The organism is Rhizobium sp. C1 (genome assembly GCF_021026335.1).
In the GTDB taxonomy this organism is placed as follows: Bacteria; Pseudomonadota; Alphaproteobacteria; order Rhizobiales; family Rhizobiaceae; genus Ensifer_A.
Genome location: NZ_JAJNCY010000001.1, coordinates 475,524 through 491,631, shown reverse-complemented (window position 1 = coordinate 491,631; position 16,108 = coordinate 475,524). Strand labels below are relative to the sequence as shown.

At 60.6% G+C, this 16,108-nt stretch carries 18 protein-coding genes; 8 read left to right on the top strand and 10 right to left on the bottom strand.

From position 1 onward, the window contains the following. Window positions 1-14 precede the first annotated feature (14 nt). The 7 genes from LQK83_RS02460 to LQK83_RS02430 form a co-directional block, all read right to left on the bottom strand. Window positions 15-845 (bottom strand): inositol monophosphatase family protein, encoded by an 831-nt coding sequence (locus LQK83_RS02460; protein ID WP_442966689.1) that lies wholly within the window; start codon window positions 843-845, stop codon window positions 15-17. Further along, a complete protein-coding gene (ttcA, locus tag LQK83_RS02455; RefSeq protein WP_442966688.1) occupies window positions 845-1,729 on the bottom strand; it encodes a tRNA 2-thiocytidine(32) synthetase TtcA in 885 nt (294 codons plus the stop codon). The genes LQK83_RS02460 and ttcA overlap by 1 nt, the downstream gene beginning before the upstream one ends. Then, complete coding sequence (locus LQK83_RS02450) at window positions 1,726-2,583, bottom strand: ChbG/HpnK family deacetylase (RefSeq protein ID WP_230835696.1); 858 nt, start codon at window positions 2,581-2,583, stop codon at window positions 1,726-1,728. Before LQK83_RS02450 ends, ttcA begins: the two co-directional genes overlap by 4 nt. Continuing rightward, on the bottom strand, window positions 2,580-3,530 hold the full coding sequence (locus LQK83_RS02445) for a glycosyltransferase family 2 protein (RefSeq protein WP_230835695.1): 951 nt from the start codon (window positions 3,528-3,530) through the stop codon (window positions 2,580-2,582). The genes LQK83_RS02450 and LQK83_RS02445 overlap by 4 nt, the downstream gene beginning before the upstream one ends. Window positions 3,531-3,549: 19 nt before the next feature. After that, window positions 3,550-5,061, bottom strand: a complete 1,512-nt coding sequence (locus LQK83_RS02440; protein WP_230835694.1) for a glycosyltransferase family 39 protein — start codon at window positions 5,059-5,061, stop codon at window positions 3,550-3,552. A 156-nt stretch (window positions 5,062-5,217) separates the two neighbouring features. Further along, window positions 5,218-5,835 (bottom strand): 30S ribosomal protein S4, encoded by a 618-nt coding sequence (gene rpsD, locus LQK83_RS02435; protein ID WP_230835693.1) that lies wholly within the window; start codon window positions 5,833-5,835, stop codon window positions 5,218-5,220. 195 nt (window positions 5,836-6,030) lie between these two features. Beyond that, window positions 6,031-6,252, bottom strand: coding sequence for a hypothetical protein (locus LQK83_RS02430; RefSeq protein WP_230835692.1), 222 nt, complete (start codon window positions 6,250-6,252; stop codon window positions 6,031-6,033). Between LQK83_RS02430 and LQK83_RS02425 the strand changes: the two genes are divergently transcribed. Together LQK83_RS02425 and pepT are read left to right on the top strand one after the other, a co-directional pair. Beyond that, a complete protein-coding gene (locus LQK83_RS02425; RefSeq protein ID WP_230835691.1) occupies window positions 6,251-7,246 on the top strand; it encodes a TerC family protein in 996 nt (331 codons plus the stop codon). The two genes, LQK83_RS02430 and LQK83_RS02425, sit on opposite strands and share 2 nt — an antisense overlap. Before the next feature lie 138 nt (window positions 7,247-7,384). After that, a complete protein-coding gene (gene pepT / locus LQK83_RS02420; protein ID WP_230835690.1) occupies window positions 7,385-8,629 on the top strand; it encodes a peptidase T in 1,245 nt (414 codons plus the stop codon). 38 nt (window positions 8,630-8,667) lie between these two features. On the opposite strand, the gene LQK83_RS02415 is transcribed toward pepT, so the two are convergent. Further along, window positions 8,668-9,519 carry an alpha/beta hydrolase gene (locus tag LQK83_RS02415; RefSeq protein WP_230835689.1) on the bottom strand — a complete coding sequence of 284 codons (852 nt, stop codon included), beginning with the start codon at window positions 9,517-9,519 and terminating at the stop codon, window positions 8,668-8,670. Window positions 9,520-9,912: 393 nt separating this feature from the next. Here LQK83_RS02415 and LQK83_RS02410 point away from each other — a divergent pair, with 393 nt between their 5' ends. The 3 genes from LQK83_RS02410 to LQK83_RS02400 all read left to right on the top strand — a co-directional run bounded on the left by LQK83_RS02410 (window position 9,913) and on the right by LQK83_RS02400 (window position 11,575). Continuing rightward, window positions 9,913-10,734 (top strand): D-alanyl-D-alanine carboxypeptidase family protein, encoded by an 822-nt coding sequence (locus LQK83_RS02410; protein ID WP_230835688.1) that lies wholly within the window; start codon window positions 9,913-9,915, stop codon window positions 10,732-10,734. Between the two features lie 86 nt (window positions 10,735-10,820). After that, the gene (locus LQK83_RS02405) at window positions 10,821-11,165 is read left to right on the top strand and encodes a DMT family transporter (protein WP_230835687.1); all 345 of its coding nucleotides are present in this window, start codon (window positions 10,821-10,823) and stop codon (window positions 11,163-11,165) included. Window positions 11,166-11,365: 200 nt separating this feature from the next. Then, the gene (locus tag LQK83_RS02400) at window positions 11,366-11,575 is read left to right on the top strand and encodes a cold-shock protein (protein ID WP_109857346.1); all 210 of its coding nucleotides are present in this window, start codon (window positions 11,366-11,368) and stop codon (window positions 11,573-11,575) included. Window positions 11,576-11,720: 145 nt separating this feature from the next. Here the strand turns inward: LQK83_RS02400 and LQK83_RS02395 are convergent, their stop codons facing one another. Together LQK83_RS02395 and LQK83_RS02390 are read right to left on the bottom strand one after the other, a co-directional pair. Beyond that, window positions 11,721-12,656: a GNAT family N-acetyltransferase gene (locus tag LQK83_RS02395; RefSeq protein WP_230835686.1), complete on the bottom strand. Its 936-nt coding sequence runs from the start codon at window positions 12,654-12,656 to the stop codon at window positions 11,721-11,723. Window positions 12,657-12,784: 128 nt separating this feature from the next. After that, window positions 12,785-14,290: an ATP-binding protein gene (locus tag LQK83_RS02390; protein ID WP_230835685.1), complete on the bottom strand. Its 1,506-nt coding sequence runs from the start codon at window positions 14,288-14,290 to the stop codon at window positions 12,785-12,787. Window positions 14,291-14,477: 187 nt separating this feature from the next. Here LQK83_RS02390 and LQK83_RS02385 point away from each other — a divergent pair, with 187 nt between their 5' ends. From LQK83_RS02385 to LQK83_RS02375, 3 genes are all read left to right on the top strand, one after another. Beyond that, window positions 14,478-15,170, top strand: coding sequence for a helix-turn-helix transcriptional regulator (locus LQK83_RS02385; protein WP_230835684.1), 693 nt, complete (start codon window positions 14,478-14,480; stop codon window positions 15,168-15,170). A 71-nt stretch (window positions 15,171-15,241) separates the two neighbouring features. After that, window positions 15,242-15,619 (top strand): VOC family protein, encoded by a 378-nt coding sequence (locus LQK83_RS02380; RefSeq protein ID WP_230835683.1) that lies wholly within the window; start codon window positions 15,242-15,244, stop codon window positions 15,617-15,619. A 10-nt stretch (window positions 15,620-15,629) separates the two neighbouring features. Then, window positions 15,630-16,067 carry an EVE domain-containing protein gene (locus tag LQK83_RS02375; protein ID WP_230835682.1) on the top strand — a complete coding sequence of 146 codons (438 nt, stop codon included), beginning with the start codon at window positions 15,630-15,632 and terminating at the stop codon, window positions 16,065-16,067. Window positions 16,068-16,108: the final 41 nt, after the last annotated feature.

The window sequence follows — 16,108 nt, the reverse complement described above, 5'->3', positions numbered from 1 at the left end:
AGGAAGGAAGGCGGTCACGCCCGGACGATTTCGGCGAGAATGAGGTTCCAGCTTTCCGCATCGGGCGCCGACAGGATGCCACCATTCACCTCGCCCGGACGATAGGGGCTGCCATCGAATTTGGCCGTGACACCGCCCGCCTCCTCGTGGATCAGCACGCCGGCAAGATGGTCCCACGGCATCAGCTTGTAATGGCCGATGAAGTGGACCTTGCCCGTCGCCACCAGCCAATATTCGTAAGCCGAGCAATTATAGGCGAAGGCCATTCTGGTCTTGGCGAGATTGCCGGCAATGCGCACGCGGCTCTCGCGGTCGAGATCGTTGATGGAGATCGTACCCACCATTTCGGACATCGCCGCGGGTGTACGCACCCGGCAGACCTGTTCCTCGCCGCTGGCGCGCACCAGACGCGTACCGCCCCCCTTCACCGCCATCAGCGTATCGCCCATAACCGGATCATGAATCAGACCGGCGACCGTTTCGCCATTCTGCACGACGGCAAGATTGATGCCGAAGACCGGCAGGCCGGCCTGGAAATTGAACGTGCCATCGACCGGATCGATGACGAAGGCGAGTTCGGCACCCTTCAGCGCCGGGATAAGTCCCGGATCGACCTCGCAAGCCTCCTCGCCCACAATCAGCGCGTTCGGAAACCGGGTCTTGAGCGTTTCGGAAATATACTTCTCCGAGAGAAGATCGGCCTCCGTCACGAGGTCGATGGAGGACTTCTTTTCGGCAATACTCCCGGCAGGAAGCCCACGAAAACGCGGCATGATTTCGCTTCTGCCCGCCTCTACCAGAATCTGGCGGAGGAAAGGCATTTGATGGTCGTCAAACTGATTCATTACTGTTCCGATGGAGATGGGATAAGGCTGGAGAAATCGAAGAGCTTTCTATCGAGCATGTGCGACGGATTGATGTTGGTCAGGGCCTTCATCATCACATCCTTTCGGCCAGGCATCTTCGCCTCGATCCCCGCGAGCATGTCCTTCATCGCATTGCGCTGCAAACCATCCTGCGAACCGCAGAGATCGCAGGGAATGATCGGAAACTGCATGGCGGCGGCGAATTTCGCCATATCCTCTTCCGCGCAATAGGCCAGCGGGCGAACCACCATCAGGTCGCCATCGTCATTGAGGAGCTTGGGCGGCATGGTGGCGAGCTTCGCGCCATGGAAGAGATTGAGGAAGAAGGTCTCCAGAATGTCCTCGCGGTGATGGCCGAGCACGAGCGCGTCGCAGCCCTCCTCCTTGGCGATCCGGTAGAGATTGCCGCGCCTCAGCCGCGAACAGAGCGCGCAATAGGTCGCCCCCTCCGGCACCTTCTCCTTCACGATGGAATAGGTGTCGCGATATTCGATCCGGTGCGGAATGCCCAGCGAGGTGAGATAGTCCGGCAGGACATGTTTCGGAAAGTTCGGCTGTCCCTGATCAATATTGCAGGCGACCAGCTCCACCGGCAGCAGGCCGCGCCACTTCAGTTCCATCAGGATCGCCAGCAGACCGTAACTGTCCTTGCCGCCCGACAAGGCCACCAGCCAGCGCTTCTGGCCTTTCAGCATGGCAAAATCGTCAATCGCCTGACGGACGTTTCGCAGCAGTCGCTTGCGAAGCTTGTTGAAATTGGACGATTGCGGCGCAAGGGCATAGAGCGCCGTCATCGCCGGATCGCCGGCAAAGCTCTCCGTGGCCTGCTCGGTGTGCTCGTCAGGCGTCAGCGCGATATTCATGACGCCCTCTGCCGCAGACTGGATTCGATCCGCATCAGCGTCGGGTCGAGATTGCTCAGCACCGAATATTCGACATCGCGCGCCTCAATCAGCCCGTCGCGCTGGCGCAGAACCTTGTCGACGAAGCCGGGATGGCACATGAAGACGCCGTAATTGCCGCGTTCGATGAGACCCCGCAGCATGGGCTCGAATTCCTCCGGGCGCGTCCAGTCATAGAAGCCGAGCAGCGGGCCACGGATGCTGTAGCCGTATTTCCGCATGGCGCTTTCGAAACCTGTTGCCACCACCGCAACCAGCGCCGTCTTCGCCTTGATCTTCACGCCCGACGCAGCCATGACCGAAGGCGCGCCCCGCAACCAGGGCAGCTTGCCGTATTCGGCGAAAAGCGCAGCACGCTTGGCGAGCCAGCCGCGCACAGCAGGCAGGAAGTGCACATGCTGATGACCGTCGATATAGGCAGGCAGTCCGCCCATGGCCTCGACATAGGCCGCAAACTGGGCATCCAGCTCGCCTTCGACCGCAGCCACATTCACCTTGCCCTGAAAACTGGCCTTGATCAGCGCATCCACCTTCGGCATGCGTCGGTTCTGCCCGAAGGCGTTGAGGCCGCTCATCGGATTGAAATCCGTCAGCGTCAGATGCAGGCCTGCTTCCGCGTAACCCTGCTCGCACAGCGCATGCAAACCGGCCGCCTCGACGCGCCAGTCCGCAAACAGCGTCATGCAGCCCGTGCCGTCGATCTTGCCGGCGGAAATCAGTTTGCGAATGGCGCGGTTGACGCCCGGCGCCAGACCGTAGTCATCGGCGATAAGGGTCAGGCTGTCGCGTCTGGAACTGCCGCCCGTCTTCATCATGAGGGATCGCCCGAGCGATGCACCTTGCGCACGATGTAAAGCGGCCTGTCCTTCACCTCGGCGATCGTCACCCAGATATATTCGCCCAGCAGCCCGAGCAGCGCCAGATTGAATCCTCCGAGAACGGAGATGGCTGACATCAGGCTCGGGTAACCGGGAACATCCGTGCCGAAGAACAGCGAACTCAAGATGATGTGGGTGCCGTAGACAATCCCCGCGAGACCGGTCAGCACACCGACCATCGACATGATGCGCAGAGGCAGCGCCGAGAAGGACACGATGCCCTCGACCGACAGGGCGATCAGCCCGAGCCGGGACCACTTGGTGACACCCGAAAGGCGCGGGTCGGGCCGGTAATAGATCCCCTTCTGGCGGAAACCCGCCCAGGCGTAAAGCCCTTTGTTAAAGCGTCGCTTGTCGCGCACACGCAGGAGCGCATCAACCGCCGCCCGGTTCATCACACGGAAGTCGCCGGCGTTTTCCGGGACCTCATAACGCTGGCGGAAGTTGATCATCCAGTAGAAGAAGCGTCCGGCCAGCGCCTTTTTGAGCGACTCCTCATTCCGGTCGTCACGGATCGTATAGACGACGTCGAGCTTGGGATCAGCCAGCAGTTCATCGATCATCTGCAGGCAGACGTCGTAAGGATGCTGCAAATCCGCGTCGATCATCATGACGTAATCGCCGCGCGTTTCGGCAAGACCGGCATAAAGCGCGATTTCCTTGCCAAAGTTACGGCTGAGTTCGAGGATACGCCAGTTTCCCTTCAGATGCTCGCGGTAGCGGTCGATACTGTCATCCGTGCTGCCATCATCGACCAGCACCACCTCCAGATCGAAGCCGTAGCGGCTCACGATCTCCTTAGCGAGCCGGTCCGCAAACGCAGCAAAGCGTTCGGCAGATTCCTGCTCATTCAGAAACGGTGCAACGATTGAAAACAAAGGCATTCCGGAACCAGACAGACAATTATGGGTTGGAAGGGCACATTCCCTTTGGAAGCAGAACAGTTAATGGCGCAAATCGCCCCTGTCCACCGCGCCCGTTCCGCCAATCGAAATTTTCCTGCGCTGCGACGCAAAGACCATGCGCTTCGGCAAATCCGGACGGAACCTCTTCGGTGGAAAGCAGGCCCTGCTTGCGCAGAAGCGCATCCGTGATCCAGGGCGAAAAGCCCTGATTGAAGTGCTCGAACCAGGCCGGACGACCGGGTGTGACATTGGCGACACCCGCCCCGGCCGGTCCCCCGGCAACAATCGTCAGCGGCATGTCGGGCTTGCCCGCCCGTGTGACGGCCTCGCGCCACAGCGCCTGACCGGCCTTCGCCATTGCCTCTGCCGGCATGAGCGGCGCCCACAACACCGGCTTCCCGTTCGCCCGCAGGTAATGCAGCTCCCGCTCGGCGGGATAGGCAAATGCCAGGATGGCAAGCGCAACGACATAGAAGATGGCGGCGCTCTTGCGCCAGCTGACCTCCACACCCGCAGGCACGACCAGCAGCACGATCAGCGCCGGCGCGGCGAGAAGATAGGCAATCAGCCACTGGTCCTTGATCAAACCGCCGCCCAGCGCGCCGATAAAGGCCGAAATTGCGATCGGCCCGATCACGACGAAGCCGAGATAGACCTTCAGGCTCCGATCGACGCGCGTTTCCACACGCTCGCCGACAGCGCTCTTCTCGAGACCGCGCACCGCGATCAGTGTCGTGGGGATCAACACCCCGACAGCTCCGAGAACGACGAGGATCGGACTGATCAGGTGGCCCAGCGTCGTCCCCTCGGCTCGCTCGGCGCTCATCCTTAAATAGTCGACCGTGTTCACCGGCGCCGTGAAGAACCACCAGACATGCGGCAGGAAGACCGCCACGGCGACCAGAAAAGCGAGGAAGATATGCAGCACCTTTACCCGCGAACGCGCGAGCGGGTCAGCGAGCAGCCCGGCTGCGGCAAAAAGGATGATCAGCCCGAAGGAATACTTGCCAAGAAGACCGCCGCCCGCAGCAGCCCCTGCCAGCAGCGTCCACCCCAGAGAACGCGTCATCACACCGCGATAGGCGGCATAGAGAAACAGTCCGACAAAGGGCAGCTGAGCGATATTCGCGTTCCACTGCGGCAGTTGCGGTCCAAAAAAATAGACGAGCGGCGTCGTCAGAACAGCGAGCCCCGCCTGTGAAAGAGGCCGCGAGATGCGCAGCAGCAGATAGATGAAGATGAGGCCGACAGAAAGCGCGACGCCGGACGCAACATAGGGGCTGCCGATCCAGCCGCCCATGGCCCGCCAGAAAATCCCCACCAGCCAGATCATCATCGGTGGATGGCGATAGATACCCAGTAACCATTCACGCGACCAGGCCACCTCCTCGATCGTATCGACGGGAAGCCCGGCATTGGAGAAATAAGGAATGATAGTCCAGCAAACCGTGTAGATTGCCAGGAAGACCAGAATTCCCGGGAAGGATCGGATGAGCCAATCAAGACCCATCTGAAGTTTATTTCTATCGTTCAAATTCGCCTGCCCGCCGCTCGGCTGAAACGCAATAACAGAAATAGAACATGACCTTCTGCGGAGGCAAAATAAAGAAGCCGGCGATAGATATCGCCGGCTTTCCAAGGATATATTCCGGTTTCGGCTGAAATATCAGCGCGAATAGAATTCGACGACCAGGTTCGGTTCCATGATGACCGGGTACGGAACGTCGGACAGCGAAGGAACGCGAACGAAGGTTGCGACCATCTTGTTGTGATCGGCTTCGATATAGTCCGGAACATCGCGTTCAGCGAGCGAAACGGCTTCGAGAACCGTGACGAGCTGCTTGGACTTTTCGCGAACTTCGATCACGTCGCCAGCCTTGCAGACATACGAGCCGATGTTCACGCGAACGCCGTTGACCTTGACGTGGCCATGGTTGACGAACTGACGGGCAGCGAAGACCGTCGGAACGAACTTGGCGCGGTAAACGATGGCGTCGAGGCGCGATTCGAGCAGGCCGATCAGGTTTTCGCCCGTGTCGCCCTTGCGGCGGTCAGCTTCGGCGAAGATCGCGCGGAACTGCTTTTCGCGCAGGTCGCCGTAATAGCCCTTGAGCTTCTGCTTGGCACGCAGCTGCACGCCGAAGTCGGAAAGCTTGCCCTTGCGGCGCTGGCCGTGCTGGCCCGGGCCGTATTCGCGGCGGTTGACCGGGGACTTCGGACGGCCCCAGATATTTTCGCCCATGCGGCGATCGATTTTGTACTTGGCAGCGGTGCGCTTGGTCATCGCATTTCCTTTTTGTTCGTTGTTGTTAGACCGATCTGTTACCAAACCGGTTCAAGGAAACACGCCCTCCTCTGAACGGTTTTTGCCGCTCTGACAGGCTTCTCACGGTTAAGCGTCCGGAGAATCCACGGGACATGTCAATATAAAACACCGGAAACGTGAGCCTCCGGTGCTGGCGCGGTCTCTAGGGGATCGTCATGGAATTGTCAACACGCACAACCCAATCGAAGCGCGCATCCTGGGCCTTTCCGGGTGGAAACTGACCAATTTCCAGAAATTTTGCCCGTTCGACCTTGAAGCCGCCACCTCAGACCCCATTTCGACACCAGCACCGGGCCCCTCTGACGTGTACGCCGCCGGATCGACCGTGATGTCGGTGCTTTGAATTTCAACCTGATCCGGCATGGACGATGTCATGGATTTTTTCCTGGTTGAATTTCAGGGGGCCGCCGTGTGGATGTGGCTCCTCTTTATCGCCATCGTGATCGCGCTTCTGGTGCTGGATCTCGGTGTTCTCCACAAGAAGAGCAGGGAAATCGGCATTCGCGAAAGCCTGCTGATGTCGGGCTTCTATGTCACGCTCGGTCTTCTCTTCGCAGGCTTCGTCTGGAGCCAGTTCGGAGAGCAGGCGAGCCTCCAGTACCTGACCGGCTTCGTCATCGAGAAGAGCCTGGCGATGGACAACATCTTCGTCATTGCCATGATCTTCGGCTACTTCTCCATTCCGCGCGAATATCAGCACCGCGTGCTTCTGTTCGGCATTTTGGGCGTGATCGTGCTGCGCGGAATCATGATTGCAGCGGGTGCTGCCGTCGTCGAAAACTACGGCTGGGTTCTCTACCTCTTCGCCGCCTTCCTGATCATCACGGGCATCAAGATGCTGTTTTCCAGCAGCGAGCCCTATGATGTCGAAAACAATCCGGTCCTGAAGTTCCTGCGCAAGCGCCTGCCCGTCACCGAGCGCCTGCACGGCCAGAAGTTCCTCGTACGCGAGAACGACCCCGCGACCGGCAAGCTGAAGACCTATGTAACGCCGCTCCTGCTGGCGCTCATCATGATCGAATTCGCCGACCTCGTCTTTGCGGTCGACTCGATCCCGGCCATTTTCGCCATCACCACCGACCCGTTCATCGTCTACACGTCGAACATCTTCGCGATCCTGGGTCTGCGTGCGCTCTACTTCGCTCTCGCCGCCCTCATCCACCGCTTCGCCTATCTCAAGTACGCGCTTTCGGTGGTCCTGATCTTCATCGGCTCCAAGATCTTCGTCGCCGACATGCTGGGCCTGGCGAAGATCCCGCCACTGATCTCGCTCGGCGTAACCCTCGCCATCCTCGCCTCCGGCATCATCGGCTCGCTCTGGGCGACCCGCAACGACGACAAGGCCCTGCCGGAAAAACCGGCTGCTTGATCGGCAGAAGAAGACAACACAACACAAAAGGCCGCGCCGTTTCCCCGGCGCGGCTTTTCCCGTTGACGCACGGGATTTGCGTATGGCGTTCATCGGTCTAAGGTTGGTCAAAGCTCAGCCCAGAATCGGATGGCCCTCATGACACTTTCCAACGACACCGTGCTCTCCCGCTTCCTGCGCTATGTCGTGGTCGATACACAGTCAGACCCAGCCTCGTCAGCCCAGCCCTCGACGGAGAAGCAGACGGATCTGGCCCGCATCCTCGTCTCCGAACTCCTCGATATGGGCCTGAGCGATGCGCATATGGACGAGCACGGCAATGTCTATGCGACGCTTCCATCGAATACGGAAAAGGACGTTCCCGTCATCTGCTTCTGCTCGCATGTCGACACCGCCCCGGACTTCACAGGAACGGGCGTCAAGCCGCAGGTGGTGAAAAACTATGACGGCGGCGACATCGCGCTGCCGGGCGACAGGGAGCGCGTCATCCGCCCCTCCGAACATCCCGAACTCCTGAACCTCATCGGCAACGACATCGTGACGTCGGACGGCACCACGCTTCTGGGTGCGGACGACAAGGCGGGCGTTGCGGAAATCATGACGGCCGCCGCCTGGTTCATGGCCCACCCGGAGGTCAAGCACGGCACGGTGAAGCTTCTCTTTACCACCGACGAGGAAATCGGCCGTGGTGCCGACAAGGTGAACCTGGAAAAGCTCGGCGCGCGGTTTGCCTACACGATGGACGGCTCGACCGCCGGCGACATCGAGAACGAGACCTTCTCCGCCGATGGCGTGGAGATCGAAATTGCCGGCGTTGCCATGCATCCGGGTTTTGCCAAGGACCGTATGGAAAACGCCATCAAGATCGCCTCGGAAATCGTCGCCCGCCTGCCCAAGTCTTTATCACCCGAACGCACCGAAGGCCGTCAGGGCTTCATGCATCCGGTCTCGCTGGAAGGATCGATGGAAAAGGCCACGATCGGCCTCATCATTCGGGATTTCGCCGATGAGGGGCTGAAGGAAAAGGAAACGCTGCTGGAGGGGATCGTGGGGACCGTGATGGCCGATTATCCCGGTTCGACGTACACGTTCAAGGTCCGCCAGCAGTACCGCAACATGAAGGTCGTACTCGACCGTACGCCGGAAGTGGTGCACTACGCGGTAGAAGCCGTGCGCCGGGCCGGCATGGCGCCGAAACTCGGCAGCATTCGCGGCGGCACCGATGGTGCGCGCCTGTCCTTCATGGGCCTGCCCTGCCCCAACATCTTCACCGGCGGCCATGCCTATCACTCGCCACTCGAATGGGTGAGCGTTCAGGACATGGAAAAAGCCGTGAAGACGATCCTCGAACTGGTAAAAATCTGGGAAGAGCGCCAGGCCTGATTAATGCCCACTGACCGGAAATCGCGGTCAAGAAACCTTCAGCGGTCGCGGCCGCCCGTTGCGCCCGCTGCAGGTGCGGCAACATTGCTCGACGCTGCCATCGAAACGGCCGTGTTGTCGTTACGCTTCAGCCACTGCTCGAACGACTTGCTCCAGGTGATGCTCGCCGTTCCCGGACGTCCCATGGCAAAGCCGTGGCCGCCCGTCGGCAGGCGGACGAAATCCACCGGCACCTTGGCGCGCTTGCATGCCGCTTCCATAATCTCGCTATGCCCGATATTGGCGATCGGGTCGTCCACGGCATGAACCAGAAATACTGGCGGCATACGTGTGTTGACGCCCGTCTGCACGGACCACTGCGCTTCCGTCGCCAACGTGCCACGCCCGACCATCTGGCGATGCGTCGAGGTCTTGGTGAAAGGCGGCTCCAGCGAAATGACGGGATAGATCAGCGCCACCCAGTCCGGACGGTCGGACAGCGTGTCGACCTTGTCGATCGGCTGATAGAAACTCTCGGCAAAGCGCGTGGCGACGAGGCCCGCAAGATGACCGCCGGCCGAAAAACCGAGAACGCCGACGCGGTTCTTGTCGATCCCATAGGAGGCTGCATCGGCGCGGATGAGCCGCAGCGCGCGCTGCGCATCCTCAATAGCCACCTTGGGGCCATCACCCCATCCCTCGCCGGGCAGACGATAGGTGAGCACGAAGGCCGTATAGCCCCGCTCGTTCAGCCACTTGGCCGAAGAATAGCCCTCGCCCTGCACGGAGATCGACCGATAACCGCCGCCCGGAATGATCAGAACGGCGCCGCCATTGGGCTTCTGCGGCCTGAAAACGCTGAGATCCGGTGTCGAAATCTCGCTCACCGATCCCCATGTGGTCGACTTCATCTGGCCCTGCGGACCGCCCCCGCCGGGTGCTGTCTCGGGCCAAAGCAGGACATGTTCTGGAGCTAATGCTTGCATGACGTCTCGCGCCTCGACTGAGGCTCCAGTCAAAGCCAGAATTGCAGCAGCAATGAGATATCTGCGGAGGATCATCCAGTCTCCGATAACACCAAGGCTTCCGTGCAGCCCGAACCTCATCCGGCTTCGGCTGCGACTACAAACGGTGTTTAGAACGCCCCTGACGCTCTCATTGAGCAAGCTTGCAGACAAATGCAAGCGAATTGTTCGAATCAAATGATTTATGCTTCGTTAATGCGCCAGCATATGGCGTTTCAAGCGCATTTCGGCTAACCCGAGCCGGCATAAACTCCCCCAGCCGAACATCAGGTATCCCATATGTCCTTGCGTCTCTCCCCCGGCCTCGTCCGCGCAGCGCTCAGCGCGTCTCTTTTCTTTTCCGCCCAGGCGGCGCTGGCCGACCGCGCGCATCTGATTCTCGACGCCCAGTCAGGTGCCGTGCTGGAAGCCAAGAACCCCGACGAGTTGAACTTCCCCGCCTCGCTGACGAAGATGATGACGCTCTATCTGACCTTCGAAGCGCTGCAGAAGGGCACGTTGAAGTGGGACGACAAGCTGGTTCTGTCGGCCAATGCCGAGAGCAAGGACCCCTTCAAATACGCGCTCGGCCCCGGCAAGACGATCACGGTGAAGGAAGCCGTGCTCGGCATGATCGTGCTCTCCGCCAATGACGCGGCCGTTGCCGTTGCCGAACATTTCTCGGGCTCGGAGGCGGATTTCGGCAAGGTCATGACGGCCAAAGCCCATGCGCTCGGCATGACGAACACGGTCTTCACCAACCCGGCCGGCCTGCCCGACCCGGCACAGGTCTCCACCGCCAAGGATATGGGCACACTCGGGCTGGCGCTGATGCGCGACTTCCCCGAAGAGTTCAAGCTCTTCTCGACGCGCAAGTTCGTCTTCCGCGGCATGAAACTGCATGGCCATAACCGCATGATGGCCAGCTACAAGGGCGTCGACGGCATCAAGACAGGCTACACGAAAGCCGCCGGCTACAATCTAGTCACTTCGGCCTCGAAAGACGGCAAGCGCGTGATCGGCGTGGTCATCGGCGCCAAATCGGCGACCGAACGCGACCAGCAGATGACCGACCTGCTCAACACCTATCTCGGCGGAGAGACCAAAGCCGCCAAGCGCTGAAGGGCGCGAGCGGGAAGCCGGAAAGCAGACATGAAAACGGGTTTCCATCCGGAAACGCGGGAACAGGAACATCGAGGACGAACGACATGCCATCCGTGACAGTCACTTATGCCGTCCTGGTTGCCGCCATCTTTTTCGAGGTGATCGGCACGACGCTTCTCAAGCAGGCGGAACAATTCACCCGCCTGTGGCCCACCGTGTTTTCGCTCGCCGCCTATGGCGTCGCCTTCTATCTGCTCTCGATCGTGCTGAAGACCATGCCGGTCGGTATCGCCTATGCGATCTGGAGCGGACTGGGCATCGTCTTCGTCTCGATCATCGGCGTCGTCGTCTTCCGCCAGAGCCTCGATTGGCCCGCCATTGCCGGGCTTTTGCTCATCGTGATCGGCATCGTGATCGTCAATCTGTTCTCGTCGTCCGTCGGACATTAGGTGCCCGCTGCCGACATCAAGACAGAAGCGTTCAGGAAAAACGGTTGCGTTTTCAGCCGATTCCTTTATGAAAAGAGCATCGAACTTTGCTAGCGACTTCTGGTCGGCGCTTAACCGGCCTCTGTTTTCCCTTCAAAATCGATCCACCGGTGAGGGCTTTCCCTCGCCAAGTCCACTCAACGATTTGAAAGGAAATCGTCATGGCATCAGGCACTGTAAAGTGGTTCAACAGCACCAAGGGCTTCGGCTTCATCCAGCCGGACGACGGCTCCACGGACGTTTTCGTACACATCTCCGCCGTTGAGCGCGCCGGCATGGGCTCGCTCACCGAAGGCCAGAAGATCCGTTACGAAGTCCTCCAGGACCGCCGTTCGGGCAAGAGCGCCGCAGGCAACCTGCAGGCTGGCTGATAAGCCGCTCTTCTGAACTGAATAACGAAAAGGCCGGGCGATTGTCCGGCCTTTTTTTACGGGCGGGTCGATCGAACCCTGATTGCTTCGCTTGCTGCCAACAATACGCATCGGTGAAACACCCCGCAGTCGTTCGGCTCGACTCTTACTGACGTCGCGACAACTTGGCCATCAACTCCAGCTGCCTTATGCCATATCGGCGCGTCTCGCGCTGCGCGGTAAACCCTAGTTTGGCATAGACCGCCTGCGCTGAAGCATTGACGCTCGCGACATTGAGGCCAGCCACTCTCTCCGAACCTATATCCGCGCTTTTCAACGCATGATACGCAAGCGCCTGTCCGAGCCCTCGACCTTGATCACTGGGACGGATAGCGATCTGCTCGAGCCAGACGAACGTCGTCTCCAGCTCCAGTCTGCAGCAGCCGAGAATGTCGCGATCGGTCCGAACGAGCCAGAGTTCCTGGCCTTCTAGTGCGAGTATGGTTGCAATCTCCGCTTCAGCATAACGGCGAAACGCAACATCCGCGGCAAAGGCGGCATTGAGTAAGTTGGCAACCTCGGCGGCCATGAGAACCGGTGACGGACACCGTTCCACGAAAACGCCCGTAGGCAAAGCAGGCGAAAGCTCGGCAAGCGCCTTGCACCGCATGCCGATCTCGGATTCGATATGTGTGAACCCGCGTGCCTCGAGAAACGCAATTCCGTCAAGCCAGTCGCCAGATGCGAGCGTTTGAAAGTTGAGATTTGGAGCCGGTGCGTCTAGCGCGAGAACCTGCTCCAGAAGCAAGGTTCCGAGCCCCTGCCGCCGCACCGGCGGTTCAACCACAAGCTTGAAGAAGCGAACGAATTGGTCCCCTTGGTCCCGCAGCGACGATTCCGCCAGACCGACAAGTTGCCCGCCGCGAAGGGCGACCCGGAAATCGCAGCCACCCCGATTGTGCGGACGCTGGACGAAGTCGACCCATTGGGCGGTTGTGATGGGCCCGATATTCGGGTCTCTCGCCGATGCTTTGTTGTAGAGGGCGACAATAGCCTCGGTGTCAGCGGTTTCCAGAGGCCGGATATGGAAGTTTTCAATCAAGTCTGGCGTCTCCACGAGGCCAATCAAAGGCCTGATACGCAGCTTCTTTAGAGACTCAATGCGTCAACCAAATAATGTTGGGCTCCGCGCAACATTCAAGACCGCGCCGGTCAGCATTCGCCGTAAAATTACTCGGCCGCCTGCGCCAGATCCGCCGCATCCGGATTGCCCGGCGCAGTCTCGCAATTGAGATCAGGAAACGCCGCGATGCGACCGCCGCCATGAGCGGTGTGCACCACGATCAGCCCCTGCTCCTCGAAATAGCTTAAGAAACGCCGCGCACGCCGCGCGGAATGCGTCCCGTAGACGCGCGCAATCGAGGCATCCGGCGGGCAGGCCTCGCCCCGGATCGCGGCTTTTGCCAGCAGCAGGAATACACCCTGCAGATCGTCGGTGACACGGCGCGCCAGTTCCAGCGCATTCGCCCACTGTTCCGACGCTGCCGTCTCCTCATCCACACCGGAGCGCACAATCGCGAGCCTTCGCCGGAAATCGGCGAGCGGCAGCGGCGGCCCCTGGATGCGGCGGATGCGGGCGCGCACGAGAAAGTCCTGGTAAAGCTCGGCATCCGGACGGAAGGTCGCGCCGGGCTGCGAAAGCACTTCCGACAGCGCCAGATCGAGCTTGTCTTCCCTCTCGGACGGATCGAGATCGAGCGAAGCCTGCCGCGGCTGGGGCTCGGAGGCAGCGGGCTCGGCGCGGGCAAGTTCGGCGAGAATATCGGTCGCGGGCTTCGGCGTTGGCGGCGCGCGGCGCACGACCGGGCGCGTTAGCTCCTCCTCCGTCGGCGTCAGAATCAGATCCTCGACATCCACCTCAGACGACTGCCCCGGCAGCGGCATGAGCTTCGGGCTCGATGAACGCGCAGACGTCTCGACATGCCCGATCGTCACATTGAGCGGCCGCCGTGACAGCGCCGGCCCGAGCGCCACGAAGGAACCGCGCGACAGATCGCGGAACATTTCCGCCTGCCGCCGCTCCATGCCGAGCAGATCGGCCGCGCGCGCCATGTCGATATCGAGAAAGGTGCGGCCCATGAGGAAGTTGGAGGCTTCCGCCGCGACATTCTTGGCAAGTTTGGCAAGACGCTGCGTCGCAATCACGCCCGCCAGCCCGCGCTTGCGGCCGCGGCACATCAGGTTCGTCATCGCGCCGAGCGAGAGCTTGCGCGCCTCGTCCGACACCTCGCCGCCGACAGCCGGCGCAAACATCTGCGCCTCGTCCACCACGACCAGCACTGGATACCAGTAGTCCCGATCTGCATCGAAAAGCCCGTTGAGGAACCAGCCGGCCGCGCGCATCTGGTTCTCGACATCCAGCCCTTCCAGCGACAACACGCAGGAGACGCGATGCTGGCGCACCCGCGTCGCGATCCCCACCAGCTCGCCCTCGGTGCGCTCGCCATCGACGACGACATGGCCATACTTGTCCGCCAGCGTCACGAAGTCACCCTCGGGGTCGATGATGACCTGCTGAACCCATTGCGAGGACTGTTCGAGAAGGCGGCGCAGCAGATGCGACTTGCCGGAGCCGGAATTGCCCTGCACGAGAAGACGTGTCGCCAGCAGTTCCTCGATATCGAGCATGGCTTTCTGCCCGCCCAAAACCGTCCCCATATCGATGCCGACTTTCAAACGCGCGTATCCCGATCTGATTGGAAGCTGCCACCAGACTCAAGCGAGCCTGCCACGACCTCGCCTTTTAGCAAAGACGCGGGCGCTTGGGGACGGAGATTGGCGAAAACCACAGATGATTGCGGCGCATGCCATCCTGCCATAATCTGTCAGGACACCATGCCAGAAAACCCATTCGAGGGAACCCATGTCACGCTCTGCCAGATTGCTCGATCTCATCCAGATCCTGCGCCGCCACCGCCAGCCGGTGAGCGGGGAAAATCTCGCGCGCGAACTCGGCATTTCCATCCGAACGCTCTATCGCGACATCGCGACCTTGCAAGCCCAGGGCGCGGATATCACCGGCGAACCCGGCATCGGCTATATCCTGAAGCCCGGCTTCATGCTGCCACCGCTGATGTTTTCGGAGGATGAACTGGAAGCGCTGGTGCTCGGCTCCCGCTGGGTATCCCGGCGCGCCGGCGGGCCACTCGGCAAGGCGGCGGAAAATGCGCTGGCCAAGATCGCCAGCGTTCTGCCGAAGGACCTGCGCGAGCAACTGGATGCGACCAACCTTCTCGTCGGCCCCGGCGATCAGGTTATCGCCGGCGACACACATCTCTCCGCCATTCGTCTCGCCATCCGCAAGGAACGCAAGCTTGCGATTGCCTATGAGGATGAAAGCGGTCGCTCCAGCGAGCGGACCATCTGGCCCTTCGCGCTCGGCTTTTTCGACCGCGCCCGCGTCGTCATCACATGGTGCGAGCTGCGCAACGATTTCCGCCATTTCCGCGCCGATCGCATCACGCGGCTGCACGAAACCGACATCCGATACCCGCGCCGCAAGGCGGTTCTCCTAAAGGAATGGCGTGAACTGGATCACGGCAAGCCCAAAAACTGATACTGCCATTTTTTGTCAGTATTGGATTCTATAACGCTCCTGTCCTCAACAACGACTGACAGGAGATCACCATGAAGCCTTCCAATTTCGTCCTCTTTTATGTGAAGAGCCCCGCCGCAAGTGCCGCCTTCTACGAAAAGCTCCTTGGCTACAAGCCCGTCGAGCAGTCGCCCGGCTTTGCCATGTTCGTCATGCCCGGCGGCTTCAAGCTCGGCCTCTGGCTCGACAGCGAGATCGATCCACCGGCGAATGGCAGGATTGGCGGCGCGGAAATCATGTTCGATTGCGACGATGACGCAGCGGTCGACGCAACGCATGCAGATTGGGCGGCCAAGGGCGCCGAGATCCTGCAGACGCCGAGGCAGATGGATTTCGGCTACACCTTTACCGCTGCAGACCCGGATGGCCATCGCCTGCGCGTCTATCGCCGCGCCGAAGAACCGGTCTGAGGACATCGTCATGTCGAGACACTGGATCGGCATAGCCTCGGCGGACCATGTCCGTCGAGGTGCGGGCGAAGGATTCATGCAGGTCTGCCACGGCAAGGGCGGCCCGCTGAAGCGCACTGCCCCCGGCGATTTCATCGCCTATTATTCGCCTAGCCGCATCATGGGCGTGAAGGACGGCCTCCAGTCCTTCACCGCCTGCGGGGTCATCTGCGACCGTGCGCCCTACCAATTCGACGTGGGCGGCGGCTTCGTGCCCTTCCGCCGCGATGTCGACTGGATCGCCACCGGTGAAGCCAAGATCGTCCCCATGCTGCAGATGCTGAGCTTCACCGCTGGCAAGTCAAACTGGGGCCAGCCCTTCCGCTACGGCCTGTTTGCGATCCCGGCCTTGGACTATGCACTGATCGAACAGGCGATCCGCCAATCGGCGACGCAGGCAGCAGCTTGAAATCGGCGCATGCGGTGTTACCTTGATAACATTCAAGCGGA